The sequence below is a fragment of the Billgrantia sp. C5P2 genome, assembly GCF_051062895.2.
On sequence record NZ_CM128542.1, the window covers coordinates 3,870,078 to 3,895,983 of the forward strand.

The 25,906-nt window shown below is 65.0% G+C and carries 27 protein-coding genes; 8 read left to right on the plus strand and 19 right to left on the minus strand.

The window, feature by feature from the left end:
- The first annotated feature begins 224 nt into the window (after positions 1–224).
- Both ACRWQA_RS17950 and ACRWQA_RS17955 read left to right on the plus strand, forming a co-directional pair.
- Positions 225–599, plus strand: coding sequence for a septal ring lytic transglycosylase RlpA family protein (locus ACRWQA_RS17950; RefSeq protein ID WP_263582547.1), 375 nt, complete (start codon positions 225–227; stop codon positions 597–599).
- A gap of 153 nt (positions 600–752) precedes the next feature.
- Positions 753–992, plus strand: coding sequence for a hypothetical protein (locus ACRWQA_RS17955; RefSeq protein ID WP_263582546.1), 240 nt, complete (start codon positions 753–755; stop codon positions 990–992).
- A gap of 310 nt (positions 993–1,302) precedes the next feature.
- Here the strand turns inward: ACRWQA_RS17955 and ACRWQA_RS17960 are convergent, their stop codons facing one another.
- From ACRWQA_RS17960 to ACRWQA_RS17970, 3 genes are read right to left on the minus strand one after another with little or no spacing between them, the layout of a single operon-like run.
- On the minus strand, positions 1,303–2,052 hold the full coding sequence (locus ACRWQA_RS17960) for a DUF72 domain-containing protein (protein ID WP_263582545.1): 750 nt from the start codon (positions 2,050–2,052) through the stop codon (positions 1,303–1,305).
- Positions 2,053–2,090: 38 nt separating this feature from the next.
- Positions 2,091–2,576 carry a nucleoside deaminase gene (locus tag ACRWQA_RS17965; protein WP_263582544.1) on the minus strand — a complete coding sequence of 162 codons (486 nt, stop codon included), beginning with the start codon at positions 2,574–2,576 and terminating at the stop codon, positions 2,091–2,093.
- Positions 2,570–3,574: an AraC family transcriptional regulator gene (locus tag ACRWQA_RS17970; RefSeq protein ID WP_263582543.1), complete on the minus strand. Its 1,005-nt coding sequence runs from the start codon at positions 3,572–3,574 to the stop codon at positions 2,570–2,572. The genes ACRWQA_RS17965 and ACRWQA_RS17970 overlap by 7 nt, the downstream gene beginning before the upstream one ends.
- 158 nt (positions 3,575–3,732) lie before the next feature.
- On the opposite strand from ACRWQA_RS17970, the gene ACRWQA_RS17975 reads away from it, so the two are divergent.
- Entirely contained in the window at positions 3,733–5,070 is a 1,338-nt protein-coding gene (locus ACRWQA_RS17975; protein WP_434228039.1) for a tetratricopeptide repeat protein, read from the plus strand.
- A gap of 60 nt (positions 5,071–5,130) precedes the next feature.
- On the opposite strand, the gene ACRWQA_RS17980 is transcribed toward ACRWQA_RS17975, so the two are convergent.
- The 8 genes from ACRWQA_RS17980 to ACRWQA_RS18015 all read right to left on the minus strand — a co-directional run bounded on the left by ACRWQA_RS17980 (position 5,131) and on the right by ACRWQA_RS18015 (position 14,067).
- Complete coding sequence (locus ACRWQA_RS17980; RefSeq protein ID WP_263582541.1) at positions 5,131–5,664, minus strand: histidine phosphatase family protein; 534 nt, start codon at positions 5,662–5,664, stop codon at positions 5,131–5,133.
- Positions 5,651–6,691, minus strand: a complete 1,041-nt coding sequence (locus ACRWQA_RS17985) for an MBL fold metallo-hydrolase (protein ID WP_434228037.1) — start codon at positions 6,689–6,691, stop codon at positions 5,651–5,653. Before ACRWQA_RS17985 ends, ACRWQA_RS17980 begins: the two co-directional genes overlap by 14 nt.
- The gene (locus ACRWQA_RS17990) at positions 6,688–7,734 is read right to left on the minus strand and encodes an ABC transporter ATP-binding protein (RefSeq protein ID WP_434228035.1); all 1,047 of its coding nucleotides are present in this window, start codon (positions 7,732–7,734) and stop codon (positions 6,688–6,690) included. Before ACRWQA_RS17990 ends, ACRWQA_RS17985 begins: the two co-directional genes overlap by 4 nt.
- Positions 7,722–9,422, minus strand: coding sequence for an ABC transporter permease (locus tag ACRWQA_RS17995; RefSeq protein WP_434228033.1), 1,701 nt, complete (start codon positions 9,420–9,422; stop codon positions 7,722–7,724). Before ACRWQA_RS17995 ends, ACRWQA_RS17990 begins: the two co-directional genes overlap by 13 nt.
- Positions 9,423–9,424: 2 nt before the next feature.
- Positions 9,425–10,408, minus strand: coding sequence for an ABC transporter substrate-binding protein (locus ACRWQA_RS18000; RefSeq protein ID WP_434228031.1), 984 nt, complete (start codon positions 10,406–10,408; stop codon positions 9,425–9,427).
- 83 nt (positions 10,409–10,491) lie between these two features.
- Complete coding sequence (locus ACRWQA_RS18005; protein ID WP_434228029.1) at positions 10,492–10,833, minus strand: zinc ribbon domain-containing protein YjdM; 342 nt, start codon at positions 10,831–10,833, stop codon at positions 10,492–10,494.
- A 165-nt stretch (positions 10,834–10,998) separates the two neighbouring features.
- Positions 10,999–11,862 (minus strand): glutathione-dependent disulfide-bond oxidoreductase, encoded by an 864-nt coding sequence (gene yghU / locus ACRWQA_RS18010; protein WP_434228027.1) that lies wholly within the window; start codon positions 11,860–11,862, stop codon positions 10,999–11,001.
- A gap of 225 nt (positions 11,863–12,087) precedes the next feature.
- Positions 12,088–14,067 (minus strand): sigma-54-dependent Fis family transcriptional regulator, encoded by a 1,980-nt coding sequence (locus ACRWQA_RS18015; protein ID WP_434228069.1) that lies wholly within the window; start codon positions 14,065–14,067, stop codon positions 12,088–12,090.
- A 357-nt stretch (positions 14,068–14,424) separates the two neighbouring features.
- Here ACRWQA_RS18015 and ACRWQA_RS18020 point away from each other — a divergent pair, with 357 nt between their 5' ends.
- Both ACRWQA_RS18020 and ACRWQA_RS18025 read left to right on the plus strand, forming a co-directional pair.
- Positions 14,425–16,221 carry an NAD(P)/FAD-dependent oxidoreductase gene (locus ACRWQA_RS18020; protein ID WP_434228025.1) on the plus strand — a complete coding sequence of 599 codons (1,797 nt, stop codon included), beginning with the start codon at positions 14,425–14,427 and terminating at the stop codon, positions 16,219–16,221.
- A 64-nt stretch (positions 16,222–16,285) separates the two neighbouring features.
- Entirely contained in the window at positions 16,286–17,356 is a 1,071-nt protein-coding gene (locus ACRWQA_RS18025) for a 2,3-butanediol dehydrogenase (protein WP_434228023.1), read from the plus strand.
- Between the two features lie 70 nt (positions 17,357–17,426).
- Here ACRWQA_RS18025 and ACRWQA_RS18030 read toward each other — a convergent pair whose 3' ends face one another.
- The 3 genes from ACRWQA_RS18030 to ACRWQA_RS18040 form a co-directional block, all read right to left on the minus strand.
- On the minus strand, positions 17,427–18,065 hold the full coding sequence (locus tag ACRWQA_RS18030; protein ID WP_263582530.1) for a LysE family translocator: 639 nt from the start codon (positions 18,063–18,065) through the stop codon (positions 17,427–17,429).
- Between the two features lie 70 nt (positions 18,066–18,135).
- Entirely contained in the window at positions 18,136–18,576 is a 441-nt protein-coding gene (locus ACRWQA_RS18035; protein WP_434228021.1) for a hypothetical protein, read from the minus strand.
- A 19-nt stretch (positions 18,577–18,595) separates the two neighbouring features.
- Complete coding sequence (locus ACRWQA_RS18040; protein ID WP_412031191.1) at positions 18,596–19,237, minus strand: Vat family streptogramin A O-acetyltransferase; 642 nt, start codon at positions 19,235–19,237, stop codon at positions 18,596–18,598.
- A 99-nt stretch (positions 19,238–19,336) separates the two neighbouring features.
- On the opposite strand from ACRWQA_RS18040, the gene ACRWQA_RS18045 reads away from it, so the two are divergent.
- Positions 19,337–20,089, plus strand: coding sequence for a VIT1/CCC1 transporter family protein (locus ACRWQA_RS18045; RefSeq protein WP_434228020.1), 753 nt, complete (start codon positions 19,337–19,339; stop codon positions 20,087–20,089).
- A 41-nt stretch (positions 20,090–20,130) separates the two neighbouring features.
- Here the strand turns inward: ACRWQA_RS18045 and ACRWQA_RS18050 are convergent, their stop codons facing one another.
- The 3 genes from ACRWQA_RS18050 to ACRWQA_RS18060 are packed head-to-tail and all read right to left on the minus strand — an operon-like array spanning position 20,131 to position 22,681.
- A complete protein-coding gene (locus ACRWQA_RS18050) occupies positions 20,131–20,649 on the minus strand; it encodes a GDYXXLXY domain-containing protein (RefSeq protein ID WP_434228019.1) in 519 nt (172 codons plus the stop codon).
- Between the two features lie 14 nt (positions 20,650–20,663).
- Positions 20,664–21,740 carry a DUF4401 domain-containing protein gene (locus ACRWQA_RS18055; RefSeq protein ID WP_434228017.1) on the minus strand — a complete coding sequence of 359 codons (1,077 nt, stop codon included), beginning with the start codon at positions 21,738–21,740 and terminating at the stop codon, positions 20,664–20,666.
- Positions 21,737–22,681 carry a LysR family transcriptional regulator gene (locus tag ACRWQA_RS18060; protein ID WP_263582524.1) on the minus strand — a complete coding sequence of 315 codons (945 nt, stop codon included), beginning with the start codon at positions 22,679–22,681 and terminating at the stop codon, positions 21,737–21,739. The genes ACRWQA_RS18055 and ACRWQA_RS18060 overlap by 4 nt, the downstream gene beginning before the upstream one ends.
- Before the next feature lie 117 nt (positions 22,682–22,798).
- Here ACRWQA_RS18060 and ACRWQA_RS18065 point away from each other — a divergent pair, with 117 nt between their 5' ends.
- Both ACRWQA_RS18065 and ACRWQA_RS18070 read left to right on the plus strand, forming a co-directional pair.
- Complete coding sequence (locus ACRWQA_RS18065) at positions 22,799–23,695, plus strand: MBL fold metallo-hydrolase (RefSeq protein WP_434228015.1); 897 nt, start codon at positions 22,799–22,801, stop codon at positions 23,693–23,695.
- A gap of 5 nt (positions 23,696–23,700) precedes the next feature.
- Positions 23,701–24,381: a DsbA family protein gene (locus ACRWQA_RS18070; protein WP_434228013.1), complete on the plus strand. Its 681-nt coding sequence runs from the start codon at positions 23,701–23,703 to the stop codon at positions 24,379–24,381.
- Here ACRWQA_RS18070 and ACRWQA_RS18075 read toward each other — a convergent pair.
- A complete protein-coding gene (locus ACRWQA_RS18075; RefSeq protein ID WP_434228011.1) occupies positions 24,376–25,359 on the minus strand; it encodes a DUF2157 domain-containing protein in 984 nt (327 codons plus the stop codon). The genes ACRWQA_RS18070 and ACRWQA_RS18075 overlap by 6 nt on opposite strands.
- A 53-nt stretch (positions 25,360–25,412) precedes the next feature.
- Positions 25,413–25,898, minus strand: coding sequence for a 2-thiouracil desulfurase family protein (locus ACRWQA_RS18080; protein WP_434228009.1), 486 nt, complete (start codon positions 25,896–25,898; stop codon positions 25,413–25,415).
- Positions 25,899–25,906: the final 8 nt, after the last annotated feature.

A 25,906-nucleotide genomic window follows, 5' to 3' on the forward strand; every position in this document is an offset into this window, starting at 1 on the left:
CCGTCGAGCAAGGTCCATGCACGGCTACCGTTCAGCCGGCAGCGAAAACTCCTTGAACGATCAGCGCCCAACGCCGCCCAACGCGACGTCTTCTCCTGCAAACGCGAGGCAAAGCGTACGCCTTGGGTTGCCCAATGCAGCCATGCCGGGTACTATCCCTAACGCTCACCCGGCACCTCATCGATGAAAGCGATAACCGCCAAACGATAACCTGAGGTAATACCATGGGAGCTCTACCAAGAAAATTGCTCGCTTGTTGCCTGGCAGGATTGTTCGCGGTATCCACCGCCAATGCTCTGGCCCACGAGGCCGATCAGGAAGAAGGCATCGCATCCTTCTATAGCGACCGATTCCAGGGCGCCACCACTGCCAGCGGCGACTCCTTCGATCAGCAAGCCATGACCGCCGCCCACCCCAGCCTTCCTCTCGGCACCAAGGTGCTCGTGACACGGGCGGACACGGGCCAGGAAGTGGAAGTGATGATCAATGACCGCGGCCCCTTCGTCGAAGGACGCATCATCGACCTCTCCAAGCGCGCGGCACGCGAGCTCGGCATGTTGAGGCGCGGCACCGCACCGGTCATGGTGACCGTGCAGTAAGCCACTCGAGCTGTGGCGTGGCGTGCCAACAGGCCACGCACTTTGCCTTCGTGAGGGGACTACAGTTTCTTCCGCCTTGACCGATAATGCTATTTAAGCGTCCTGCGAGGGGCATCGCGACGCTTGTTCGGTTCGATTCGTAAGGGGGGAGCGATGAACATGCTGAGTATGCCGGGGGATTCCCCGAATGCTTTGATAGAACCACGCGCCAACGAGGCGCTGTGCAAGCGACTGGTCATGGCCAAGATACAGCTCGATCGCCTGGAGCGTGACGCTTCCTGCAAGGATCTGAGCGCCCTCAGCGCGGCTCGCATAGAGTTCGCCCTTGCCTCGCGGGCACTGGCCGACGCCTTGATCACACAGGAAGCCGCGGAAGCATATAACCTCTGCTGACCCCAATGGGAGGCGCAGGGCCGGGCGGTCTCCCTCCCGGCCTTGATATACCTTGCCACCTCTCGAAAACGAGGCTTCGGCAGCGCGCCAGCGCCCGCTGGATTCCCCTGCCAACCCGTCCCCGCCAGGCCTGCTTCTCGGTGGCCCTGCGGTCAATCGGGAATTTCCGCCTCGACCAATTTCGCCAGCAGCGTCAGCGACTCCTGCCAGCCCATATAGCATTCTCGGCCTCCTTGTGACGACATTTACCGGAATGGCGTAATGTCACCCAATGGCCGGGCGTTCTTTCGACACCCGCTAAACGCCCGCGTCATTGCCTGTCGTTCACGAAGCGTCTCAGATCCAGCGCATTGCGCGGTGCATGAGCTTTCTGGTCGTTATTGAAATAGGCATAGACATCGCAGCCCTCGCGCAGCAGCTCGGCGATACGCTTTGCCTCGGCCACGAGATACTGGCGTGAGTAGCTGCCGGCATACCGCTTGCCATGAAAGCGCAGGTAGGTCCAGCCGGCGGTAAACACTCGTGGGTGGCGCTCCAGCATGTCATGCAGGCACAGCGCCACGTCATGGCGGCGCAACACGTCGTACACCTCATCGTTCAGCCAGTCCGGGTCGCGCAGCTCGACGGTCCAGCGATGCTGCTTCGGCGCCTCGGCGAGAAAGGCGTCCAGCCGCTCCGGCCGGGCCTTCCAGTTGGGCGGCAATTGCACCAGGATCGGGCCCAGGCGCTTGCCGAGCCGCTGTGCCACCTCGAGGAAGGCGTCAAGGCTCTGCTCGGGATCCTTGAGACGCTTCATGTGACTGCCGTAGCGGCTGAATTTCAACGCATACTCGAAGCCGGCCGGTGCCGCCTTCTTCCACTTGTCGAAGGTTTCGGCCGGGGGCAGGTTATAGAAAGTGTTGTTGATCTCCACCGTATCGAACTGCCCGGCGTAATGGCCGAACCACTCATCCTGGGTCAGTTCGCTCGGATAGAAGCGTCCCTTCCAGTGGCGATACTGATAGCCGGACGTACCGATGCGCAGCCGCCCCTGGCGCTTTTGCCGTGTAGCTTCGCTCATGGTTCCCTCCGCTGTCGCTTCGTCGCTGGGATATGCCTTCAGTGTGGCCCAGCCCCATAAAAGCGACAGTGCAGCTCGCGCACCTGCTCCGCCAGCTCAGGTACCGGCCCCTCCACGATAATGCCTGGAGCAACTTGCTGGATCGGCAAAGGGTGTACAGGAGCCGGCGGAACCCCCAGCTCGCCAAGCCAAGCGGACAGCTGCTCCGAGGAGCTGGCATAGACGATACGCCCAAGCCCAACCCAGGCATGCGCAGCGGCACACATGGGACAGTGTTCGCCCGAGGTGTAGACGGTGGCCGTTCGGCGCGCTTCCGGGCTCATGTGAGCAGCCGCCCAGCGTGCCAAGGCAAATTCGGGATGGCGGGTCCTGTCACCGGAGGCCACGCGATTGTGATCCTCGCCCAGCACGCGGCCGCCACCATCGACAAGGACGGAGCCGAATGGCTCATCGCCTTTCTCGAGCGCTTCAGTGGCCAGCTCCACGCAGCGGCGGAGATGACGCAAATCATCAGGACTCAGCATTCCTCGCTCTCCTCATCATGCCTATCACTTGGGGTGGCCAGCCCTCCCTCCTGCCCCCGTCGCCATGTTGCCGGCGGCGTCCCGAAGGTGCGCTTGAACGCCTTGGTGAAGGAGACCTCCGATTCGTATCCGACCTCCTCGGCAATCAGCGCTATGGGATCGCGCGACTCCCGCAGGCGGCGTGCCGCCAGTTGCATGCGCAGCCCGCTGAGATAACGCATCGGCGGTGCACCCACCAGTTCGGTGAAACGTTCGGCGAAAGCGGAGCGCGAGAGCCCCACTTCCCGAGCCAGCGCTTCGGTCGTCCAGTGGTGGGACGGGCGGTCATGCATCAGTGCCAGGCCGCGGCTGACGAAGGGGTTGCGCAGCCCGCCCAGCCAACCGAGCTGCTCCGGCGGCAGGCCGGCGAAGTAACATTGCACGGCTTCGATGAAGAGCAGCTCCGCCAACCGCGACAGCAGTACCGGCGAACGCACCTCTCCCGTCGCGAACTCGCTGGCGGCCAGGCGAAAGGAGCTCTCGATCCATGGCCCCGCAACGCCCTGCGTCACGTCCAGTGTCATCACGCTCGGTAGCATGCCAACCAGAGGATCGGTCGTCGTATCGCTGAGCAGAAAGCCGCACCAGAGCCGTGTCGCCTCGCCCTCGCCGCCATGCACGATTCTTGCGATACCGCTCTCGACGGTCGCCTGCATGAGTCCTTCGGCACTCACGGGCGGGCAGTCCAGGCTGCTGCCGAGCACGTGCGGATCGTTGCGCGGCAGCACCACCAGGTGCCCTGCCGGAATCTCCAGCGGTACGCCCTCGCCTACGCGCAACAGTAGCCGGCCAGCGCTGACGTAATGGTAGGCAATGATGCCCTTGGGCAGGGGCGTGAACGGGTGGCAGTCTTCCGGGGCGACTTGGGCGGCCACGCACCAGGGCGCAGTGAATTCCGCATCGAGGAAGATGCCCCCGGTCAGGCGGATCGTGCGCAGCACATCGAGAGAAGCCTCCATCGAGCAACGCTCCCGTGATGGCGGCGGCTCGGACAAGAAGTCCGGCGTCTCGCTCATTATCGTCCGCCGCGCCTGCCAGTAGTTTAGCAGCATGGCGTCAGGCAAAGGCCGGCGCCATTTCCCCCGACTAAACGACGGAATGTGGAGCAATAACGACAATGCTGACCGACCTGCAAGGAAACACCCTGTCCGGCGCCACCACAGAAGCCCTGGACCTCTATTCCCGCTCTGCCGAGGCCTTCAACCTCTATCGCGGCGATCCCGTGACACCGCTGGACCAGGCCATCGAGGTGGCTCCCGACTTCGCCATGGCGCGAATCCTCCGCGCCTACCTGTTTGCGCTGGCCACCGAGCCCGACGCCGCCGAAGCGGCCAGGGCCGATGTCGCGGCCGTGAAGTCGTACCGCCTGAATGATCGCGAAGCCTCCCACGTCGCCGCCCTCGATCACCTGCTGGCCGGGGAGTGGACCGCGGGCGCCTGCTCACTGGACCGGCACAACATGCGCTACCCGCACGACCTGCTGGCACTGCAGGCCGGGCACCTGACCGACTTCTACCGTGCCAATGCCCGCGACCTGCGAGACCGCATCGCCCGGGTGCTGCCCAAGTGGTCACCCGATATCCCGGGCTACTCGATCGTCCTTGGCCTTTACGCCTTCGGGCTGGAGGAGACCGGCGCCTACGCCCGGGCCGAGGCGACCGGCCGAGACGCCCTGGACAGGCAGCCGCTCGACTGCTGGGCGCACCATGCCGTTGCCCATGTGATGGAGATGCAGGGCCGCGCCGAGGATGGCATCGGCTGGATGACGGTGCGTGAACCGCACTGGGCGGGCGAGGACAATCTGTTCAAGGTACACAACTGGTGGCACCTGGCCCTGTGCCATCTCGACCTGGGCCAGACCGAGCGGGCACTGGCGCTGTATGACGGCCCGATCCGCCAGGAGCGCAGCCCCGTAGTACTCGACATGGTCGATGCCTCCGCCCTGCTCTGGCGGCTGCATCTCACCGGCCAGGATGTCGGCAACCGCTGGCAGGAACTGGCGGAAGCCTGGGACAGCCATGCCGATGGCAACCTCTACCCGTTCAACGACTGGCATGCCGTCATGGCCTATCTGGGCGCCGGCCGTGGCGACCGGATCGACCGGCTGCTGTCGGCGCTTCGAGACAACGGCGCAAGTCGGGAGGCGAGCGTCTGGGCCAGGCAGACGGGCCTGCCACTGGTGGAAGGATTCATCGCGTTCTGGCGGGGCGACTATGGCACTGCCGTCGAGCGCCTGCATCCGGCGCGCTTCATCGCCAACGGCTTCGGCGGCAGCCACGCCCAGCGCGACATCATCGACTGGACGCTGACCGAAGCCGCCCTGCGCGGCGGTTATCGCGACGTGGCCGAGGGGTTGGCGCATGAGCGCCTGGCCATCAAGCCGTTCAGCCCCTTGAATCGCGCCTTCCTGAATCGGGCAATCACCCTTGGCGACCGGCCGCGACAGGTTGCCTGAACGAAGACCGGGGGCTCCGCTGAACCCGCAGGGCACCCGGCTCACCCCCACTTCAGAAATTCAACCCGCATAGCGCTGAACCTGCCAGTCCAGCAGGCCAGGGCGGACCAGGTATGGCGTGGCATTGGCCAGCCGCGGGCCGTTCGGGGTGCCGACCAACTGGGCACGAATGACGCGAAAGACGCCGGAGTGAGCCACCACCAGCGGCATCTCCGCACTTGCCAGCACGCCGTTCAGCGCCGCCAGCACGCGAGCCTGGAAGCTCGCCCAGCTCTCGCCGCCGGCCGGGGTGGCCTCATAGGGAGGCTGCTGCGTCAGCGGCAACTGGTCCAGACGCCCCCAATCGCGCTCGTCGAGCCCGCTCAGGCGCATCGCCTCCTGGCCAGGAACCGCCAGCTCCGCGGTGCGCCAGGCGCGCTGCAGCGTGCTGGTGACGACCCGACTCCATGGCCGGTCGAGCCATGCAGCCGCCTGCCGCGCCTGGGCCTCGCCCTGTGCCGTCAGCGGCACGTCACTGCGCCCGCAAATGCGATGTTCGCGGTTGAGCTGCGTTTCACCGTGACGAATGAAGACGAATGACCTAGCCAGCAGCATCGCTGCCCTCCTCCGATAAAGCTGGCTCGACTGCCGTCAACGACTCGCTCACTTCGCGCACCTCGGTGGTAAAGAGGGGAATCACCTGCCTAGCTCCCAGTTGCCGTACCAGTGCCCGCATATGGGACAGCCGCAGGTGGACGTTCCAGCGCTGCCAGTCGACCTCGCCTTCCGCTCGCTGGCGCCGACGCCGGGGCGTGAGATAGCCCGTGTGCAGCAGCCGGTGCGCCGGCCAGTCCTGCGGGTCGTCGTCGCGGTCCTCCACCAGCCATAGCATGGGCGAATCCGTACGGGAAGCATCGAGTAGCCGCCGGATGGCAGCGTCATGCCCTTCCCGGCGCAGCGCACGCGGCAAGCGCAGCAGCGCCTCGAGCCCAGCGCGGCAAGAGTGATCCAGGTTCCAGCTCGCATCCCGCCGCCCGGCCTCGGCGTCGAGCCACAGCGCCATTTCCAGGGCGCGACCCGAGGCGGGCACCGGCAGCACCCGGGGCTCGGACAGCCGCTGCGCAATGGCCTCGCGGCACTGCACCTGGGGCGTGTCGTAGCGGCCATAGGAGGCGTCCAGCAGCGCGATACGCGCCGGCGGCGGTTCGTCGAAGGGGAAGAGCAGCGACTCACGGCAGGCGTCGCCGCTATAGAACACGCCGTCATCGACGCCGAGATGCAGCCATACGCCACCAAGCGAATGCCCCGCCTGACCGGTGGTCACAGGAATACCCGCGATTCGACACTGGCCACGCTCGGGCAGCGCTAGCCATTCGCGGCCGCCGGGCAGCGCCGTCGCCACCGAGGGAGTGCAGTAGAGCGGCAGTTCGGCGGGCAACGCCGATACACCGCCGATGTGATCGAAATGATCGTGGCTGATCAGCACGGCGTCGACGTCCAACCCTTCGGCCCATGCCATCGACTGGCCCGGGTGCAAGGCGCCACCGGCGTCGAGCAGCAGGCGCCTGCCCTCGGCCTCGACCAGGATGGCGGCGGGAGCCTTCTCCCCCAACCCGCTGAGCACCTCGATGCGCAGGCTCATGTCTCGGGCTCCAGGCACCAGCCCTCGCGCAGGGTCACGGCCACCTGCCGCCCTTCATCGAGCGCCGCGTGGTGGTAAGCCAGCAGCACTTCACCACTTTCGAGGCGCAGGTGCAGCTCATAGCGCTCGCCGCGGAAGGTCACGCTCTCCACTCGTCCACGCAAATCCTGTGGAGCAGGGGCATCGGACAGCACCGTTACGTGCTCCGGGCGCACCAGCACCGGCTGGGTTCGCTCGGCAGGAGCGGCGGCAAGCCCACGCATCAGCGCGGCCTCCTCCAGGCGTTGGCCCGGCCGTCCGGCCGCCACGTTCAACAGGCTGCCCTGGCCGATGAAGCTCGCCACCCAGGCGGTTCGCGGCTGGCGATAGAGCGTTTCCGGCGTGGCCCACTGCGCCAGCCTGCCGTCGCGCATGACCGCGATGCGGTCCGCCAGCGCCATGGCCTCGCTCTGGTCATGGGTGACGTAGACCAGGGTGGCCTGGGTGCGGCGGTGGAAATCGCGAAAGCTCTGCTCCATGGCCGCACGCAGGTGGCGGTCGAGGTTGGCCAGCGGCTCATCCAGCAGCACGACGTCGGGGTCGGTGACCAGGCAGCGCGCCAGCGCCACGCGCTGACGCTGGCCGCCGCTGAGTTCCTGCGGCGAGCGCTCGGCATACGGCGCGAGACCCACCAGCGCCAGCGCCTGGGCCACCCGGCGCCGGTACGTCTCGCCATCCAGGCGGCGCAGCTTGAGCGGGTAACCGACGTTGTCGGCCACGCTCATGTGCGGCCACAGGGCGTAGGACTGGAACACCATCGCCATGTTGCGCTGTTCCGGCGGCACGTGATGCTCGCGGCTGGCCAGGGTCCGCCCGCCCAGGCGAATCTCCCCTTCACTGAGCGACTCGAAGCCGGCCAGCATGCGCAGCATGGTGGTCTTGCCGCAGCCGCTGGGGCCGAGCAGCGCGACGAACTCTCCCGGGGCGATGTCCAGGGAGAGCGCCTCGACGGCAGGGTGATCACCGAAGCGCTTGGTGACACTATCTATCGTCAACCCTGCCATGGCACGACCCCCTTGGGCAGGCGCGGTGCCAGCAGGCTCAGGCAGAGCATCAACGTGGCGACCATCAACACCACCAGCACGGAAACCGCGGCGGCCAGCACGCTCTCGCCGCCTTCGTCGAGGTTGAAGATCAGCACGCCCAGGGTCTCGTTCCCCGCGCTCCACAGCAGCGCCGAGACGGTCAGCTCGTTCACCGCCAGCAGGAATACCAGCAGACCACCGGCAAATAGCGCCGGGGCCACCAGCGGCAACACGATGCCACCCAGGCGCCGCCAGGGGCCGGCGCCTGCGAGCTGGGCCGCCTCCTCCAGCGAGGGGTCTAGCTGGGCGAGACCGGCGGCCACCGGCTTGAGGCACACCACCAGGAAGCGCGCCAGGTAGGCGACGAAGATCAACCCCAGGGTGCCGTAAAGCGCCACGTTCACAACAGGGATGGGGCGCACGAAGAGCAGGATGCAAGCCACCGCCAGCACCACGCCGGGCAGCGCATAGGGCAGCTCGATGGCGCTCAGCGCCAGGCCCTGCCAACGTCGCGGCAGGCGCTGCAGGCGATAGGCCAGCGGCAGGCTACACAGCATCAGCACAATGGCGGCGCAACCCGCCAGCCACAGGCTGTTGCGCACCGCGCGCCAGGTCGCCCCCTGGCGGCCGATCACCTCGTGATAAGCGCTCAGGGTGGCGGTTTCCCAACTCAGCGGCACGCCCATGGCGGGCACCAGCGAACTCACCACCAATGCCGCCAAGGGTGCGACCAGAATCGTCAGCAATACCGCCACCAGCAGGGCGGTTACCCCGCCTCGCCAGCGCCCCAGCGAAAAGTCGTGAGCGCGGCCACCGTGCCCCACCAGGCCGAAACGGCTGCGCTTCATCCACGCCTGCTGCAGTGCCACCCCGGCCAGCGCCAGCACGCCGATCAGCAGCGAGAGGGAGGCCATCTCCGCCAGCACGCCGGTGCCGAAACTGGCCATGCGCTGGTAGATCAGGGTCGGCAGCACGTAGTAGCCGGCGGGAATACCCAGCATCGCGGGTATGCCGAAGTTGCCCAGGCTCGAGATGAAGGCCATGGCGGCGCCTGCGATCAGGCCGCTGCGGGTCACCGGGAGGATGATCTGCCCCCACACCTGAGCCTGGCGGGCGCCGCTGATGCGGGCCGCCTCGACCAGCTCGCGGGGGAGAGAAAGCAGCGAAGTGCGCAGCGCCAGAAACACCAGCGGTGCGCTCTGGATGCCCAGCAGCAGGGCGATGCCCTCGGCCGAGTAGAGCGGCTGCGGGCTGCCCAGCGGCGGCGCCATGCCGATGCTTTTCAGCAGCGGGCTGGCGGGGCCGAACAGCTGCAGCCAGCTCAGCGCGGTGACCTGGGGCGGGATCATCATCGGCAGCATGAAGCAGAACACCAGCCAGGCCTTGCCGCGAATGTCAGTGAGGGTGATCACGAAGGCAAACAGGCTGCCCAGCACCAGCGCAATCACCATGCCCAGCCCCGAGGTATAGAGGCTGCGCCACAGCGCCCGCCAGGTACTCTCGGCCTGCAGTACCCGCCACAGCGGCGATTCACTACCCTGGGCCAGGTCGCCCAGCGCTTCCATCAGCAGCCGCAGGCTGGGCACAAGGCTGAGCGCCACGATGACGAGCATGAGCAGGGTGAGCAGCCAGCGATGCTGGCTGCTGTCGATAAGACCCGGTGCCATGGTCAGCTTCCGAACAGGTCGCCGAAGCGCTGCTTGAGTTCGGCTTCCCTGGTCAGGGCGCTTTCGACGTCCAGCGGCATCAGCGCGATATCGTCACGGACGGGGAAGCCTGCCGGTGGGGCGACCTCGGGATGTGCCGGAAGATAGCCCTGCTCACTGACCAGCTCCTGGCCTTCACGCGAGAGAACGAAGTCGACGAACTTCTGCGCCGCGTCGAGGTTCCTGGCGCCCTGCATGATGGCCACCGGCTCGGTCACGGCGCTCACGCCCTCCTCGGGGAACACGAACGCCACCGGCGAGCCCTTGGCCGCTTCGCGGATCGGCAGGAAGTCGACCACGATGCCGTAGGGTTTGGTGCCCGACGCCACGGCGTTGAACACGCCGCCGTTGCCGCCCTGGGCCTCGACACGATTGGCGTGCAGTGCCTCGTAATAGCCCTCGCCCAGCTCGGGATTCGCCTCGACCGCCGCCATGTGGATCAGCGCGGCGCCGGAATAGAGCGGGCTTGGCATGGTCACCTGCCCTTCGTACTCGGGCTGGGTGAGCTCCTGCCAACTCTGCGGCTGGCGCTCGGCACCGGTGTTGTAGACGATGCCGGTGGTGATCAGCTTGGTGCCGTAGTAGTAGCCTTCCGGATCGTAGAGCTCGGCGGCGTAGGCCTCGCGTTCCGGGCTCAGGTAGGGCTGCAGATACCCTTCCTGCTTGAGCGACTCCAGGGTCATGCTGTCGGCGATCAGCAGTACATCGGGGTTGCTGACGCCGGCGGAGAGTTCGGAGCGCAGCCGGGTCATCAGCTGCGTGGTGCCATCCCGCACCCACTCCACCTCGATCTCGGGGTAGGCCGCCTGGAAGGCATCGACGGTCTGCTGGGCGTCGCTGTTGGGCTGGCTGGTGTAGAGCACCAGCTTCTCGTTGCCGAGAGCCGGGAGGGCCAGGCCGGCAAGAACCACGGCGGCAAGGGCCGCTGACAGGGGGCGCTTCGACATAGGGGAAAACCTCCGATGAGTGAGCCCCATCGACATTACTGCCATTGGCTTACAGCTCCGTGACAGTCGATTTTCCCCGGTGCTTATGCCTTCTTGACGAACTCCGACTTCAGCTTCATCGGCCCGAAGCCGTCGATCTTGCAGTCGATGTCATGGTCGCCCTCCACCAGGCGAATGCCCTTCACCTTGGTGCCCACCTTGACCACCGACGAGGTGCCCTTGACCTTGAGGTCCTTGATCACGGTGACGCTGTCGCCATCCTGCAACTCGTTGCCGTTGGCATCGCGCACCACCTTCTCGCCCCCGGCCTCGCCGACTTCCGCCAGGCTCGACCACTCATGGCCGCACTCGGGGCAGGCGTACATATCGGCCACTTCGTAGGTGTACTCGGATTGACAGGCGGGGCAGTTCGGCAAGGCGCTCATGGGCTTCTCTTGGGCGGATTTCGAAGGCGCGAAGCATGCCAGAGCTCCAAAAGGGTGTCCAACGAGGCGTCTCCTCCCCCTAGCCCCGCAGGCCCTTGGCATGGAACGCCATGCTCTCGCTGCAGCGAAAGCCCAGCCCTTGGTAGAAACGGGCCGCGGGGTCACCTAGCGCTTGTCCTGCGTCTGCGTCTCGAAGTCGCTGGCGTCGTGGCGCTCGTGCAGCTGCTGCTCCGGTGGGCCGAAGGTGCGGTTGACCATGCGTCCGCGCTGCACCGCCGGGCGGGCATCGATCTCCCTGGCCCAGCGCTGCACATTCTCATACTCCTGCACCTGCAGGAATTCGCCGGCATCGTAGACGCGGTCGAGCGCCAGTTGACCGTACCAGCACCAGTTGGCGATATCGGCGATGGTGTATTCGTCACCGCCGAGGTAGCGGCTCTCGGCCAGGCGCCGGTCCAGCACGTCGAGCTGGCGCTTGGCCTCCATGGCAAAGCGGTCGATGGCGTACTCGATCTTGGTCGGGGCGTAGGCGTAGAAGTGGCCGAAGCCGCCGCCGAGATACGGCGCGCTGCCCATCTGCCAGAACAGCCAGTTCAGGGTCTCGGTACGCCCGGCCGGGTCGCGGGGCAACAGCTCGCCGAACTTCTCGGCCAGGTAGAGCAGGATCGAGCCCGATTCGAACACCCGGGTAGGCGGCGTGGTGCTGTGGTCCATCAGCGCCGGGATCTTCGAGTTGGGGTTGACCTCGACGAAGCCACTGCCGAACTGCTCCCCCTCGCCGATACGGATCAGCCAGGCATCGTATTCGGCGCCTGAGTGACCCAGCGCCAGCAGCTCCTCAAGCATGATGCCGGCCTTCACCCCGTTGGGCGTGGCCAGCGAGTAGAGCTGCAGCGGATGCTTGCCGACCGGAAGCGCCTTGTCCTGGGTAGGGCCGGCGATGGGCCGGTTGATATTGGCGAACTCGCCACCGTTGGCCTTTTCCCATTTCCAGACCTTCGGCGGTACGTACTCGTTGTCTTGACTCATAAAAGCTCCAATACGCTAGGCTCTGTCCGAAAACTGGTTGCGCTCGACCATACGGCGTTAAAAACCGGCTCAAAGTACTCATTTACATCCCGTAAACTCCGTCTTTTCACCGATTTTCGCCTTGTCTGGCCTTCGCTCACCGACTTTTCAGACAAAGCCTGTGACGACGCATCCCGCCCCGATCCTGGGCAACGGGAGGCATGCAATAGCCACAAAGATAGCGTGTTAACGTTCGAGCTTCGAGTCGGTCTCGCGCCAGTTGGGCGGCACCAGGCCATGGCGGCGCATGCGCCGGTAGATCGTGGGTCGTGAAACGCCGATCTTGCGCGCGACGAGGCTGACGTTCCAGCCGCTCGCACGCAGCAGTTCATGCAGCACCTCGCCTTCGTCCGCTGCTTCTGTCTGCGTCACCGCGAACGTCTGCGGTGCGGCGCCGAGGTGCCCCTGGCACTCTTCCGGCAGGTCGTGGAGGGTGATCTCGTCCCCTTCGGCCGTGGCCAGGGCGAAGGCCAGGGCATTCTTGAGCTGGCGGATATTGCCCGGCCAGGCATGGGTCAGCAGTGCGCTCATGGCGTCGGCACGCAGGCGCACCTCCCGTTCACGCTCGTCGAGAAGCGCCTGGTAGACGCTGCGGATCACGTAGTGTTTGTCGGCCCGCTCGCGCAGTGCCGGTAGCCGCAGTTGGGCGCCGTTCAGGCGGTAGTAGAGGTCTTCCCGGAAACCACCCCGGGCGATCAGCTCGCTCATGTCGCGGTGGGTGGCGGTGATCACGCGAATATCGACATGCACCGCCTTCTCGGCCCCCAGCGGCATCACCTCGCGCTCGGCCAACACACGCAGCAGCCGGGTCTGCAGCGTCAGTGGCATGTCGCCGATCTCGTCCAGGAACAGGGTGCCGCCGTCGGCTTGCTGGATCAGCCCGCGCATGCCCTTGCTGCGCCCGCCGGTGAAGGCGCCGGGCAAGTAGCCGAACAGTTCGCTCTCGATCAGCGACTCAGGAATCGCCGCGCAGTTCACCGCCACGAAGGGTCCCTTGGCGCGCGTGCCGCTATCGTGCAGCGCCCGGGCCAGCACCTCCTTGCCGGTGCCGGTCTCGCCGGTGATCAATACGCCGACCTCCTCGTTGCGCAGCCGCCGCGCCAGCTTGAGTACGCGATGCATGGCGGGGTCGTCCGAGGCGAGCCGATCCAGCGCCGGCACCGGTGTAAGCGTAGGAGAAGGCGGCAAGCCTCGCGGGGGGAGGCGTCGACCGCGCGGCTCGACCAGGGTGATGAAACAGGTGGTGTCATTGGCACGCGCCCGGAAGGCGCGAATGCCGTCGTCGCTGGCAGTCGGTATGCCCAGCAGCTCACCCAGCTCACCGTCGAACAGCTGGGTGATCGAAGGCTGCCAGCCTGGCGACCACGGTGGCCAGCGCCGCAGGTGGGCGTCGATCAGCGCGCGGCCGGCGCCATTGGCGGCGATCACGCTGCCGTCCTCCTCGATGGCGATCAGCCCACGACCATTGAGATGAACGAACTCGCGGGCGGTATCGAAGCGCAGCATCAGGCAGTGGCGATAGCGGTGCAGGAAATAGGCGTCCTCGATCATACGGGCGTAGAGCGTGACCAGCGGCAGACCGAAGTTCTGGCTCTCCTGGGCGCGCGGCGACTGCAGTGCGGAGATGTCCAGCACCGCGATGACCTGCCCCTGCGGGTTGGTGATCGGTGCCGCCGTGCAGGTCAGGCTGATATGTGTGGCGTCGAAGTGTTCGCTCTGGTGGCAGGTTATCGCCTGAGCGTCGTGCACGCAGGTGCCGACCGCACAGGTTCCCGCGTAGCGCTCGTCCCAATCGGCGCCGAGGTAGAGGCCGGCCCGGCGCAGGTCCGGCTCCCGGTCGCGCTGGCCACGGAAATCGACGGTGATGCCCTGCCGGTCGGTAAGCAGCAGCACATAGCCCAGCGGGGCGATCTGGGTGAAGAGCTGATCGACACCCGCCCGGGCGACGTGCAGCAGTTCATCCACCGGTTCGCGGTGCTCCTTGAGCGCTTGCTGGGTCAGCACCCGCACGGGACGAGGGCGGCCGGGGTCGAGTCGGTACTCGCCGACGCAGCGCTCCCAGGAGCGCCGGATCACTTCCCGGCAGCCACCCAGGTCGGCCGGCTGGCCTTCGCTGAGCCGGATCAGGGTCTCGATATGCTGGCGTTGCTCGTTACGCAATGGCATCGCTGCCTCCGGTGCCATCTTGCCACGCTCCTGTAGCAGAGGCCCTTGTTGTTGTGTGGCAGTGTTGTGTGGCAGAGCTGACTTCAAGCCTATGCCGTACCGGGCAGGAGTCAATCGGCTCCGCCTGCGCCCTTGGTCGGGGGTTTACAGGTGTAACGCCGGGCCACCCCGGCAACGTGACAGCTGTCACGCGCGTTACAGGTGGGCAGAACAGCGCCCCGCACTATCGCCGTTAACATCCCGCTCAAAAAAATAAATCTTTTCAATCACCTGAAAGAGCTTCTCGCACAACCTCCGCGGCTGGCACGGTTTCTGCCAGAACACAGGGCGTCCCCCAACAACAAGCGGAGAACAACGATGACGACACCCACGCCGACTCAACACGCCCAGCAATGGCTGCGCGACTTCGAGATCGCGCTGGAGCAGCGCGACATTGAACGGGTCATGGCCCTGTTCCATGACGAGTGCTACTGGCGCGACCTGGTCGCCTTCACCTGGAACCTCAAGACGCTGGAAGGCAAGGACGAGATCCAGTCGATGCTCAACGCCACCCTGGGCGAAGCGCGCCCCGCGAACTGGCAGATCGACGGGGAAGCCACCGAAGCCAACGGCGTGACCGAAGCCTGGTTCACCTTCGAGACCGGCGTGGCCCTCGGCAAGGGCCTCCTGCGCCTGAAGGACGGCAAATGCTGGACCCTGCTGACCACCATGCAGGAGCTCAAGGACCACCCCGAGCCGCGCGGCGCCAGACGCCCCATGGGAGCCGAGCACGGCGCCAGCAAGACCCGCGAGACCTGGCTCGAATCGCGCCAGCGGGAAGCGCGTGAGCTCGGCTACACGCGCCAACCCTACTGTGTGATCATCGGCGGCGGCCAGGGTGGCATCGGGCTCGCCGCGCGGCTGCGCCAGCTCGACGTGCCCACCATCGTGCTCGACAAGCACCCCCGCCCCGGCGACGCCTGGCGCAACCGCTACAAGTCGCTGTGCCTGCACGACCCGGTATGGTACGACCACCTGCCCTACATCCCCTTCCCCGAGAACTGGCCGGTGTTCGCGCCCAAGGACAAGATCGGCGACTGGCTGGAGATGTACACCAGGGTGATGGAGCTCAACTACTGGAGCTCCACCGAGTGCGAGGGCGCCAGCTTCGACGAGGCCAGCGGCGAGTGGACGGTGCGAGTCAACCGCGACGGCGAGCAGGTCACTCTCAGGCCCAAGCAGCTGATCCTGGCCACCGGCATGTCGGGCGTGCCCAACGTGCCGCACTTTCCCGGCGCCGAGACCTTCGAAGGCGAGCAGCAGCACTCCAGCCAGCACCCGGGGCCGGACGCCTATCGTGGCAAGAAAGTGGTCGTGGTGGGCTCCAACAACTCGGCCCATGACATCTGCGCGGCGCTGTGGGAGAACGATGCCGACGTGACCATGATCCAGCGCTCCTCGACCCATATCGTGAAGTCCGACTCGCTGATGGAACACGCCCTCGGCCCGCTCTATTCCGAGGAGGCAGTGAAGAACGGCATCACCCACGACAAGGCCGACCTGATCTTCGCCTCGATCCCCTACAAGCTGCTGCCCGACTTCCAACGGCCCGCCTTCGACCGGATCCGCGAACGTGATGCCGAGTTCTACCAGAGACTCGAAGAGGCCGGTTTCCTGCTCGACTTCGGCGACGACGACTCCGGCCTGTTCCTCAAGTACCTGCGGCGCGGCTCCGGCTACTACATCGACGTGGGCGCCTGCGACCTGGTGGCCAATGGCGACATCAAGCTGCGCAGCGGCGTGGGCATCGAACGCATCAACCCACGTTCGGTGACGCTCAGCGACGGCTCCGAGCTGCCCGCCGACCTGATCGTCTATGCCACCGGCTACGGCTCCATGAACGGCTGGGCGGCGCGCATCATCTCCCAGGAGGTGGCCGACAAGGTCGGCAAGTGCTGGGGGCTCGGCTCCGATACGACCAAGGACCCCGGCCCCTGGGAGGGCGAGCTGCGCAACATGTGGAAGCCCACCCAGCAGCAGGCGCTGTGGTTCCACGGCGGCAACCTGCACCAGTCGCGCCACTACTCCCACTACCTGGCGCTGCAGCTCAAGGCACGCATGGAAGACATCCCCACGCCGGTGTATGGCCAGCAGGAAGTGCACCATCTCGCCTGAATCCACCTGACAAAGCGGGCCGGCACCTTGCCGGCCCGCGTCACAAGAACAACGAGGCCATTCCATGAACGACGACAAACACATCATGCAAGCGGCCGTCTGGTATCGCGCCCGCGACCTGCGCGTGGAAACGGTCACAACACCCCGAATCGAGGAGCCGCACCAGGTCAAGGTGAAGGTCGCCGCCTGCGGCATCTGCGGCAGCGACCTGCACGAGTACAGCGCCGGCCCCATCTTTATTCCGGTGGACGAACCGCACCCGCTCAGCCAGCAGTGCGCCCCCATCATCATGGGCCACGAGTTCGCCGGTGAAGTGGTGGAGGTGGGTGAACGCGTTACTCGGGTCAAGCCCGGGGACCGCGTCGCCATCGAGCCGATCCTGTCGCCCCATCGAGACGGCAGCTACCTGATGGAGCGCTACAACCTTACGCCCCTGCTGGGCTTCCATGGCCTATCGGGAGGCGGCGGCGGTTTCTCGGAGTACACCGTGGTCGGCGAGCACATGGTCCACCGCATGCCCGAGGCGCTCTCCTACGAGCAAGGCGCCCTGGTGGAGCCCGCCGCCGTGGGCCTGCATGCCGTTCGCCAGAGTTCGCTGAAAGCTGGTGACAGCGCCGTGGTGTTCGGCGCGGGCCCCATCGGGCTGATGGTGATCGAGTCCCTCAAGGCCGCCGGCGCCGCCGAGATCTACGCCGTCGAGCTTTCCGAAGTGCGACGGCAGAAGGCCACCGACCTGGGCGCCACGGCCCTGGCCCCACAACAGGGCGACGTGGTGGCACGGATCCACGACCTCACCCGCGGCGGCGTGGACTTCGCCTTCGAGGTGACCGGCATCCCCGCGGTACTCAACCAGGCCATCAACAGTACCCACGCCGGCGGAGAGACGGTGGTCGTGAGCATCTGGGAAACGGAAGCTGCCTTCCAGCCCAACGACCTGGTGATCAAGGAGCGCACCATGAAGGGCATCATCGCCTACCGGCACGTCTATCCCGCCGTCATGGCGTTGATGGAGCAGGGCTACTACCGCGCGGAGGACCTGATTACTGCGCGCATCCCCCTTGCGGACGTTGTCGAGAAAGGCTTCGAAACGCTGCTCAACGACAAATCTCACGTAAAGATCATCGTGGAGCCGTAGGTCGCCCCAGCCGAAAGCGGCGCAGCCATGATGATGGCTGCGCCGCTTTTTACAGCTCACCTCTTGGCGCTCACCTATTAGCGCTGGAGGCAATCAGCGTGCCTCCCGCGCCCAGGAAAAGCCCGCCGGTGGTGCGGTGAAAGGCGCGCATCCTGCCGGGGCTATCGAACCAGCGGCCCAGACCCGAGCCCAGGGTGGCGTAGAGCGTCATCAGGGTGGTGTCGATGACCAGCCAGGTCAGTGCCAGGATGACGAACTGCAACACTTGCGGTTCGCCGATGGTGATGAAGTTGGGGAACAGAGCAGCGAAGAACAGCAGGTCCTTGGGATTGCCGATCCCCACCAGGAAGCCTTGGCGGAACAGGGCGGGGACGGATTGCCGCATTGCCGGCCCCGCCTGGGGCACCTCGTCCATCGGCGAGCGGGGCACTGTCAGCCAAGCCTGCAGCCCCAGGTAGATCAGGTAGGCGCCACCAACCAGCTTGAGTACGAAGAAGGCCGTTTCCGAGGTGGCCAGAACGGCGCCGAGGCCCAATGCAGAGAGCGCCATCAGAACCAACGACGCTATGCCGCCACCCAGCACGGTCGCAAAGGCACGATGTCGACCGAAGCGTAGGCCATGGCTGGTGCATAGCAGAGCCACCGGCCCGGGGAAGATGATCAGGGCCGTAATCACGCCCACGTAGGTTATCCAGGTCCACCACTCCACGGTCCATCTCCTTGTAGATCACCATGTCGCCTGCTGCAGCCGACAGCAAAGTTCGAGCTTACCGCAAAGGTTATTGCTGCGCCTGAGTAGACAGAGACTCCCGGGGCGTTCGCAGCAGGTAGGCGAGGTGGAGAAAAGGTATCAACAACGGGCTGGCAAACACCCCCAGGGCAATGATGACCACCCACTCCGGCCGCTCCCAGCCAAAGGCGATCAGGCAGAACAGTATCAAGGAGACGCTCACCAATCCGGCGCCCATGCAGGCGGCCCGCCACCACCAGAGGAACCGAGTCCGCCGGGCCAGGTAAGTGATGGCGGCACACCACAGCCCGACGATACCCAGCGTGCCGACCAGCACGAAGAGCATGATCGCGATTTCTTCCAGCCCCCAGGAAAACCCCACCGTCATTAGCAGAGTCAAACCGAAAAACAGGCAGAACACGCTAACTGGCAATGCCAGCAAGAGCATCTCGGCAACGATCAGAATCCTGTGGCACAACTCCCCGTTCATACTCCTGCCTGCCATACGCTCATTCGTTAAATCCGCTCTGCCGTAGCGCCTCGACATCGCCAGCCACGATCAGCGGCAGATGCCGGGTGATCTTCTCCACCGGCCAGTCCCACCAGGCAATGGCCTGCAGGGTTTCGACCACCTCCGGCGAGAAGCGCTGCTTGATTGGCCGGGCCGGGTTGCCGCCGACCACCGTATAGGGCGGTACGTCACTTACCACCACTGAACGCGATGACACGATAGCGCCATTGCCGATCTTCACGCCGGGCATGATGAGGGCGTCATAACCGATCCACACGTCGTGCCCAACGACCGTGTCGCCCTTGTAGGGCAGTTCGCTTGGCTCCGGCATGACCTTCTCCCAGCCATTGCCGAAGATCTGGAACGGGTAGGTGGAGATGCCGGAAAGCTTGTGATTCGCCCCGTTCATGATGAACTTGGCGCCCCGCGCAATGGCGCAGAACTTGCCGATGATCAGTTTGTCGCCAATGAACGGGTAATGGTAGAGCACATTGCGCTCGAAGTTCTCCGAATCCTCCGGATCGTCGTAGTAGGTGTAGTCGCCTACGATGATATTCGGGCCCTTGATCACGTTCTTGATGAAGCACACCTGGGGAAACCCTTCCATGGGGTGCTTATTGGTCGGGTCTGGTCCATGCACTGCTGCTCTCCTAATGTCATCTGCTAACGTTTACCGATGCCCTCTTCTATTCTCCTTGGATAGAGGAGAGACGCATAATACCCACTCCGGATGGGCGCCATGGCACAAGACCGCGAAGATCTCGAGCCCGAGCACCGCCCCGAGGCAGTGAAGGAGCGCCTGTCCCAACCGCCGCAAGCGAACTCCATGCCCGATGCGATACTCGGGGGCATCGATGGGTGCGTAACCACATTCGCCGTCGTTTCTGGCGCTTTCGGCGCAGGCTTTTCCCCTACGGTCGCCCTGGTACTCGGTTTCGCCAACCTTCTTGCCGACGGCTTCAGCATGGCCGTCAGCAACTACGAGGCTTCCCAAGCGCAGCAGGAACATATCGACAGTGTCGCTCGTCGCGAATATCACCATATCCAGCTCATCCCCGAAGGAGAGAGAGAAGAAATACGCCAGATTTTCCGTGCAAAAGGCTTCGAGGGGGAATTGCTGGAAAGAGTGGTGGAAACCCTGACTGACGATCACGATATCTGGGTGGACACCATGCTCAAGGAAGAGTATTCCCTGCAGCCTGTCGGATTGAGCCCCCTGCGCGCCGCGCTGACGACCTTCTTCGCTTTTATCATCGTAGGCGCCATGCCGCTACTGCCCTATGCGCTACCGGGCCTGGATGCCACCACCCAATTCCTGGCGAGTCTTCTTATCGCCGGTGCAATGTTCTTCGGCATCGGCATGCTCAAGAGTCTGGTCTATCATCGCCCGATGCTGCGTTCCGGGTTTCGTACCCTGTTGATGGGTGGCGCTGCCGCCAGCCTCGCCTTCCTCAGCGGACACCTGGCCCATGCGCTGTTCGGTTTGAGCTAGCTCGTGAGCAACCCCGGCGCCATAGAAACTACGAAGCCATATCACCGCTCCATTTCCCCCAGCAGCTCCAGCTCGGCATCGTGCAGGGAAACGAGCAGGGGTTCGCCGCGGTCGTTGACGCGGAACTGGCCATAACGAGCGGGCTCGTAGCGCTCGGCATGGCCCTCCTGGAAGAAGAAGGCATCGGTGGCGAACCGGACCCGGCCGTTGCGCACCCGGTAGCGCAGGCGCATTTCATCGGCGTTCAGCGCACTCTCCACGGATTCCAAACGCTCGAAGTGCGCGACCCGCTGCGCGTCCAGACGAACGACCACGTGCCCATCGACGGCATCCATATCGCCACTCTCCAAGCGCTTTTCGTACAGTGCGTCCTGTATACGGTTGCCGATATCGAAATTCAGCGCCATGTAGTCGCCCTGCATCAGCGAGCGCGGGTCCACCGGCGCCAGCTCCAGATACACCACCTCGCCTTCGGCCAAATGGCGCTCCTTGGCCCAGATGCTCCAGTTGACCAGGGCCAGGATCAGCACCAGGGCCGCCGCCACGATGATCCTGTTCAACTTGGCTGTCGCTCTCATTGGCCCGAACCCTCCGCTTCACCGGTCCGCCAGCCACGACGCATGGCCCAACGTATCGCCAGCAATACCACGCCCATGGCGAACAGCGTCATTGCCTTGGTCAGCAGCGTCACCTCGAGCCAGTAGTAGTAATTCGTGATGGAGAGCAGCAGCAGTAGCCCCCCAAACCCCATGACCAGGCGATTGGCGATGGCGAAGCCCAGCACGACCACCACCGCGCCCTGGCTCAAGCCATGGGCCTGGAGCGAGAGCAGCATCAGTACCGCCACGGCACCATAGGCGGCCGCACGCAGACCCGGCGCGACTGCGCCGGCATGGTGCTGAAAGACGTTTCGAATCAGCAGCAACAGCGCCAGCATGCCCAAGGCATCCCCCGCCCAGGGTTCCAGCCAGGCTAGACCAGTGCCGTCATAATATCGCCCTATGAGAAGCGATTGGCCGAAGTGCTCCATGGCCTGGATGGCCAGCAATCCCAGCAACAGGCCATAGCCCAGCGCCTGCACCGCCCGCAGACGGGCCGGCCAGCGAAACTCGTTGAGCCAGATGGCAGTCAGCCCCAGCACCACCAGCCCGCCGGCCAAGGATGGCGCTGAAACGCCTTCGGCTAACGCCAGGTAGAGCGCCAGGCTCGCAGCGAAGGCGGAGAAAGCGCGATGTGTGAGGCTCGGCATGACCACAGCCAGGATGACCTGCAGCACCAGCAGCGACCACCACAGGCTCGCATTCATGTCGCCCACGGCATCGGCCAGCGCCCAGGCCACCAGCAATTGCCCGGTGAGGCTTCCCGCCAGCGCCAGGTGTTCGAGGAAGTCGCCGGGCGCCGCCTTGAGCAGTGCGAAGGCACCAACAATCATCACCAGCCCCAGCATGGCGGCAGCGGCGCTGCTCTCGACCACAAAGGCCACGCCCATGGCGATGAAGCCCAGCAGGAACAGGGCGGCCAGCCAGCCAGAAAACGCCTGCAGCGCCCGCACGAACCAGGGCGTCTCGAGTGTCGGCTCGCCTTCGCCTTCGGTCATCGTAATGCCGGCTCGGCCAAGTCGCTCTCTGAGGGGCGTGATGGAGCGGCTCATGAAGATGTCTCCGTATGAGTAACCCAAGCAGTATCGATATCACGATCCCAAAGCGCTACATCGCCGCCGAGCCGTTCAGCCAAAAAGTCGATCATCGCTCGCAGCAGCAGCGGCTGGTAGCGACGCGACAGGTACAGCGCATGTATGCCCAGTGGCTCCGGCTCCCAGGCGGGCAGCACGAGCACCAGCCGGCCTTGGCGTAGGTCGTCGGCAACGAAATAGGTGGGCAGCATCGCAATGCCGGCGCTGGCCAGCGTGGCCATGCGCACAACACCCGTCTCGTTGCTGGAAAGTTTTCCTGTCACCGGCACGCTCACGCTGCGGCCCTCCCGGCGCAGTCGGATCTCGCTACGGCTGACATAGGAGTGTGCCACACAATCATGTTCAGCCAGCTCCTCGGGCGTTTGCGGCATGCCGTGCCGCTCGATATAGCCAGGAGACGCGCACAGCACCGAGCGACAGGTACACAGCCGCCGCGCCACCAGCGACTCCTCGAGCTGATTGGTGATGCGCACCGCCAGGTCCACCCGCTCCTCCACCAAGTTGACGGCCCGCTCCAGCACCAGTAGTTCGACTTGCGCCTGTGGATGGCCGGCCAGGAACTCCGCCACCGCCTCGGCAAGCCAGGCCTGGGCAAATGATTGGCTGGTGGCGATGCGCAATCGGCCTTTTGGCTCGACACCGCGCGCACCGGCCGCAAGCTGAACTTCATCGGCAAGGTCCAGCATTTGGCGGCAGCGCGAAAGAGCCTCGTGACCGGCATCCGTCAGCGCAATGCGGCGCGTCGTGCGATGCAGCAGCCGCGCGCCCAGCCAGCTCTCCAGGCTCTCGAGATAACGACTGGCCATTGCCCGCGACATATCCAGCGCCTCGGCGGCCGCGGTCACGCTGCCGCGCTCGGTCACTGCGACGAACACCTTCATGGCGGTAAAACGATCCATCTATTTGCTCGATCTAGTTGACAAACTGTCGTCAAGAATAGCGTATATCTCACTAATTCGAACCAATATCCTGTGCACAACCCACCCAATCGTTTACTCAACTTGCAGGATAATTCGATGAAAAAGCTTCTTTCCCCAGCCCGCTGGCTCACTCTCGCCATGGCGTCGCTGGGCTTTACCACCGCCAACGCGCAAACCGACGAGCCCGCGGCGGCACCGCTGACGCTGCAGGTCTATAACGCCGATGCCGGCAGCTTCCACGTCAATGCCGTACTGGTGTCCGGTGAGAACGACGCCGTGCTGCTGGATACCGGCTTTACTCGCGCCGACGCACTGCGCATCGCGGCCATGGTGCTGGACAGTGGGAAAAATCTGCAAACGATCTACATCAGCCAGGCCGACCCGGATTACTACTTCGGTATCGACGTACTCAAGCAGTTCTTCCCCGACGCGGAGGTAGTCGCTACCGAGCCGACGGTGGAGAAGATCGAGGCCACCCTGCCGACCAAGCTGCAGGTCTGGGGCCCGCGGATGGGTATCAACGCACCGCAGCAGGTGCCGCTGCCCGAGGTGCTGCCCAGCAACACAATCATGCTCGAGGACCAGGTACTGGAAATCCGCGGCCTGGGCGACAGCCTGCCGCACCGGAGCTATGTGTGGATCCCGTCGATCGAAGCGGTGGCCGGGGGCGTAAACGTATACGCCGGTCTGCATGCATGGACCGCCGATGCCCAAACAGCGGCGGAGCGCTCAACCTGGGTAGAGAAACTGGACGACATCGCCGCGCTGAATCCGGCCATCGTAGTGCCGGGCCATTCTCTTCCCGACCTGCCGCAGGATGCGTCCCAGCTGGCTTACACCAAGGACTACTTGCAGCGCTTCGAGACCGAATTGGCCCAAGCTGAGGATAGCGCAGCGCTGATCGAGGCGATGCAGGACGCCTACCCGCAAGCGGGTCTCGGCATCGCGCTGGAGATCGGCGCCAAGGTCAACACGGGAGAGATGGAGTGGTAATTCCCATGAGCGAACAGGCAACCTCTTTCCGCCCCGGCAACGCCGGGGCGGTGACCCTGCACTACATTCTCGACCCGCTGTGCGGCTGGTGCTACGCCGTCGCACCGCTGGTCCAGGCGGCTCACCAGGTGCTGCCGATACAGCTACACGCCGGCGGCATGATGGCCGGTCCCAACCGGCGCCCCGTGACGCCGCAGCTGCGCCAGATGGTGGAACCGCACGACCGGCGGATTGCACAGCTCAGCGGGCAAACGTTTGGTGAAGCCTATCGTAACGGCCTGCTCTGCGACCAAAGTGCCCTCTTCGACTCCGAGCCGCCGATCACCGCCATCCTGGCGGCCGACGAGATCGCTGGCCGCGGGCTGGATCTGCTGGCACGCATGCAGACAGCCCACTATGTCGAGGGGCGGCGCATCGCCGACCCAGCGGTGCTGCGCGCGTTGGCGCTGGATATCGGCCTCGACGAGGCCGCCTTCGACGCGGCCTACGCCACACAGCAGGGCGAGCCGACCCAGGCACATATCCACGCCAGCCGGGAGCTGCTGGCCCGCGTGGGTGGGGCGGGGTTTCCGACACTGGTACTTGAGAGTGAAGGCTGCCACGAGGTCGTGGACATCATGGGGTATCTTGGTCAGCCGTCGGCTTGGCTGGATCGCCTCACAGAGCTATCACGCAGCGGCTCATGACGGCATCTCGGCATGCAGCCGCTTGAGCCAGAACACTGCCGCTGCACCCAGCGCCAGCACTGACATAGCCAGGAACAGGAAGCCACCCGCCCCGCCCTGCCACAGCAGATGTCGCCCAAAGAAGGTGGTGACGACCACGATGACCGACAGGCAGCCGCCCGCCAGCATGAAAAGATCCGGCCGCCAGTGGCGGTAGACGACGTAGAGCGCTACCAGCCACAGCGGGTAAACCAGCACGGCAGCCGAGACATCGGCCCGCTCATCCAGGATGAACATGAGCAACAGCAGTGTCAGGGGAATGCCGCTGCCCAGCGCCAGCAGGCGTGTGGCCCATCCCACCGATAACCAGCGCCAGCGCCGCGCACCCAGCTCCCACAACCCCAGCGCTACCGTATTGAGTATGAACACTCCCCACAGCACCGCAGTCTCGCCCGAGAACAGGATGCCGAACGCCCAGCCCCAGGTTCGCAAGTAGAGCGACAGCGAAAGGTTGAGCAGCCCCAGCCACAGGATCCAGAGCGCATCGAAGCGCGCCACCACCGCCCAGGGCAGCATCAGCACGGCCCAGAAGAAGAACAGTTGCCAGGGATCGGCACCGGTCTGGTAGGCCTGGCCGAACAGCGCTAACAGCACGCCCAGCAGCAGCGAAGCTGCCATGAGTGCCGCCCGAGCCACCATGTTTTGCACGACGCCGCGCCCTTCGGCCCACCAGTAGACGCCGATGGCCACCACCAGCGCCACCTGCACCAGCCCGAAACGCAGCCAGCGGCCCATCTCGGCCCAGTTGTAGGCGATCAGAAACATTACCGCGCCGGCCAACGCCAGCGTGCCCAGCCACAGCAGCAATCGATCAAGGAATATACCCCAGGCCCGCCCTGAAGGGTGGAGTCCGGAAAGCGCGACCGCTCGCGCCACCTCTTCACGCGGAATCGTGCCGCGCTCGATCAATGCCACCAGCTCACGGCGAATGGAGGCCATGTCGTTTCCTTACGTAGTGTTTCGCAGCGTGGTATTTCGGCTCTTATTAAGCTTTATAGCGACTGTATGACCCGCTGCGCCTCGACGATTTCGTGCTGGCCGTACACCCGCACGCCGTGTTGACGAAGCAGCGTCGCGGTAACACCGGCACCGGGTCTCTTGGTGCCCGAGAAACTGCCATCATAAATGTGCGAGCTGCCACACGAGGGACTGTGTTCGGTCAGGACCGCCACTTTGATTCCATGCCGCCGGCATAGCTGTAGCGCGAGCGAGGCTCCTTTCAAGAAGGCCTCAGTGAGATTTTTACCGTGATGATCGACGACCCGTGCCGAACCGGCCAGTACGTCGCTTCCGTCGCCGGCAATGATCTCGGCCGGCGCGCGCGGCGTGGGCAGGCCAGCATCGACCTCGGGACACACCGGTACTACTCGACCCTCGGCTTGCCACTGCGAGAGTATCTCCGACGACAGCATTTTGGCGCCGCCATCGTAGCGAACCCGCTTGCCCAGCAGGCAGGCGCTGACCAATATTTTCTCCATGCCCTTCC

Excerpts from the sequence above, each read along its gene's own strand:
- ACRWQA_RS17950 (WP_263582547.1), top strand. The coding sequence starts at position 225 with ATGGGAGCTCTACCAAGAAAATTGCTCGCTTGTTGCCTGGCAGGATTG.
- ACRWQA_RS17955 (WP_263582546.1), top strand. The coding sequence starts at position 753 with ATGAACATGCTGAGTATGCCGGGGGATTCCCCGAATGCTTTGATAGAA.
- ACRWQA_RS17960 (WP_263582545.1), bottom strand. The coding sequence starts at position 2,052 with ATGAGCGAAGCTACACGGCAAAAGCGCCAGGGGCGGCTGCGCATCGGT.
- ACRWQA_RS17965 (WP_263582544.1), bottom strand. The coding sequence starts at position 2,576 with ATGCTGAGTCCTGATGATTTGCGTCATCTCCGCCGCTGCGTGGAGCTG.
- ACRWQA_RS17970 (WP_263582543.1), bottom strand. The coding sequence starts at position 3,574 with ATGGAGGCTTCTCTCGATGTGCTGCGCACGATCCGCCTGACCGGGGGC.
- ACRWQA_RS17975 (WP_434228039.1), top strand. The coding sequence starts at position 3,733 with ATGCTGACCGACCTGCAAGGAAACACCCTGTCCGGCGCCACCACAGAA.
- ACRWQA_RS17980 (WP_263582541.1), bottom strand. The coding sequence starts at position 5,664 with ATGCTGCTGGCTAGGTCATTCGTCTTCATTCGTCACGGTGAAACGCAG.
- ACRWQA_RS17985 (WP_434228037.1), bottom strand. The coding sequence starts at position 6,691 with ATGAGCCTGCGCATCGAGGTGCTCAGCGGGTTGGGGGAGAAGGCTCCC.
- ACRWQA_RS17990 (WP_434228035.1), bottom strand. The coding sequence starts at position 7,734 with ATGGCAGGGTTGACGATAGATAGTGTCACCAAGCGCTTCGGTGATCAC.
- ACRWQA_RS17995 (WP_434228033.1), bottom strand. The coding sequence starts at position 9,422 with ATGGCACCGGGTCTTATCGACAGCAGCCAGCATCGCTGGCTGCTCACC.
- ACRWQA_RS18000 (WP_434228031.1), bottom strand. The coding sequence starts at position 10,408 with ATGTCGAAGCGCCCCCTGTCAGCGGCCCTTGCCGCCGTGGTTCTTGCC.
- ACRWQA_RS18005 (WP_434228029.1), bottom strand. The coding sequence starts at position 10,833 with ATGAGCGCCTTGCCGAACTGCCCCGCCTGTCAATCCGAGTACACCTAC.
- yghU (WP_434228027.1), bottom strand. The coding sequence starts at position 11,862 with ATGAGTCAAGACAACGAGTACGTACCGCCGAAGGTCTGGAAATGGGAA.
- ACRWQA_RS18015 (WP_434228069.1), bottom strand. The coding sequence starts at position 14,067 with ATGCCATTGCGTAACGAGCAACGCCAGCATATCGAGACCCTGATCCGG.
- ACRWQA_RS18020 (WP_434228025.1), top strand. The coding sequence starts at position 14,425 with ATGACGACACCCACGCCGACTCAACACGCCCAGCAATGGCTGCGCGAC.
- ACRWQA_RS18025 (WP_434228023.1), top strand. The coding sequence starts at position 16,286 with ATGAACGACGACAAACACATCATGCAAGCGGCCGTCTGGTATCGCGCC.
- ACRWQA_RS18035 (WP_434228021.1), bottom strand. The coding sequence starts at position 18,576 with ATGAACGGGGAGTTGTGCCACAGGATTCTGATCGTTGCCGAGATGCTC.
- ACRWQA_RS18045 (WP_434228020.1), top strand. The coding sequence starts at position 19,337 with ATGGCACAAGACCGCGAAGATCTCGAGCCCGAGCACCGCCCCGAGGCA.
- ACRWQA_RS18055 (WP_434228017.1), bottom strand. The coding sequence starts at position 21,740 with ATGAGCCGCTCCATCACGCCCCTCAGAGAGCGACTTGGCCGAGCCGGC.
- ACRWQA_RS18060 (WP_263582524.1), bottom strand. The coding sequence starts at position 22,681 with ATGGATCGTTTTACCGCCATGAAGGTGTTCGTCGCAGTGACCGAGCGC.
- ACRWQA_RS18065 (WP_434228015.1), top strand. The coding sequence starts at position 22,799 with ATGAAAAAGCTTCTTTCCCCAGCCCGCTGGCTCACTCTCGCCATGGCG.
- ACRWQA_RS18070 (WP_434228013.1), top strand. The coding sequence starts at position 23,701 with ATGAGCGAACAGGCAACCTCTTTCCGCCCCGGCAACGCCGGGGCGGTG.
- ACRWQA_RS18075 (WP_434228011.1), bottom strand. The coding sequence starts at position 25,359 with ATGGCCTCCATTCGCCGTGAGCTGGTGGCATTGATCGAGCGCGGCACG.
- ACRWQA_RS18080 (WP_434228009.1), bottom strand. The coding sequence starts at position 25,898 with ATGGAGAAAATATTGGTCAGCGCCTGCCTGCTGGGCAAGCGGGTTCGC.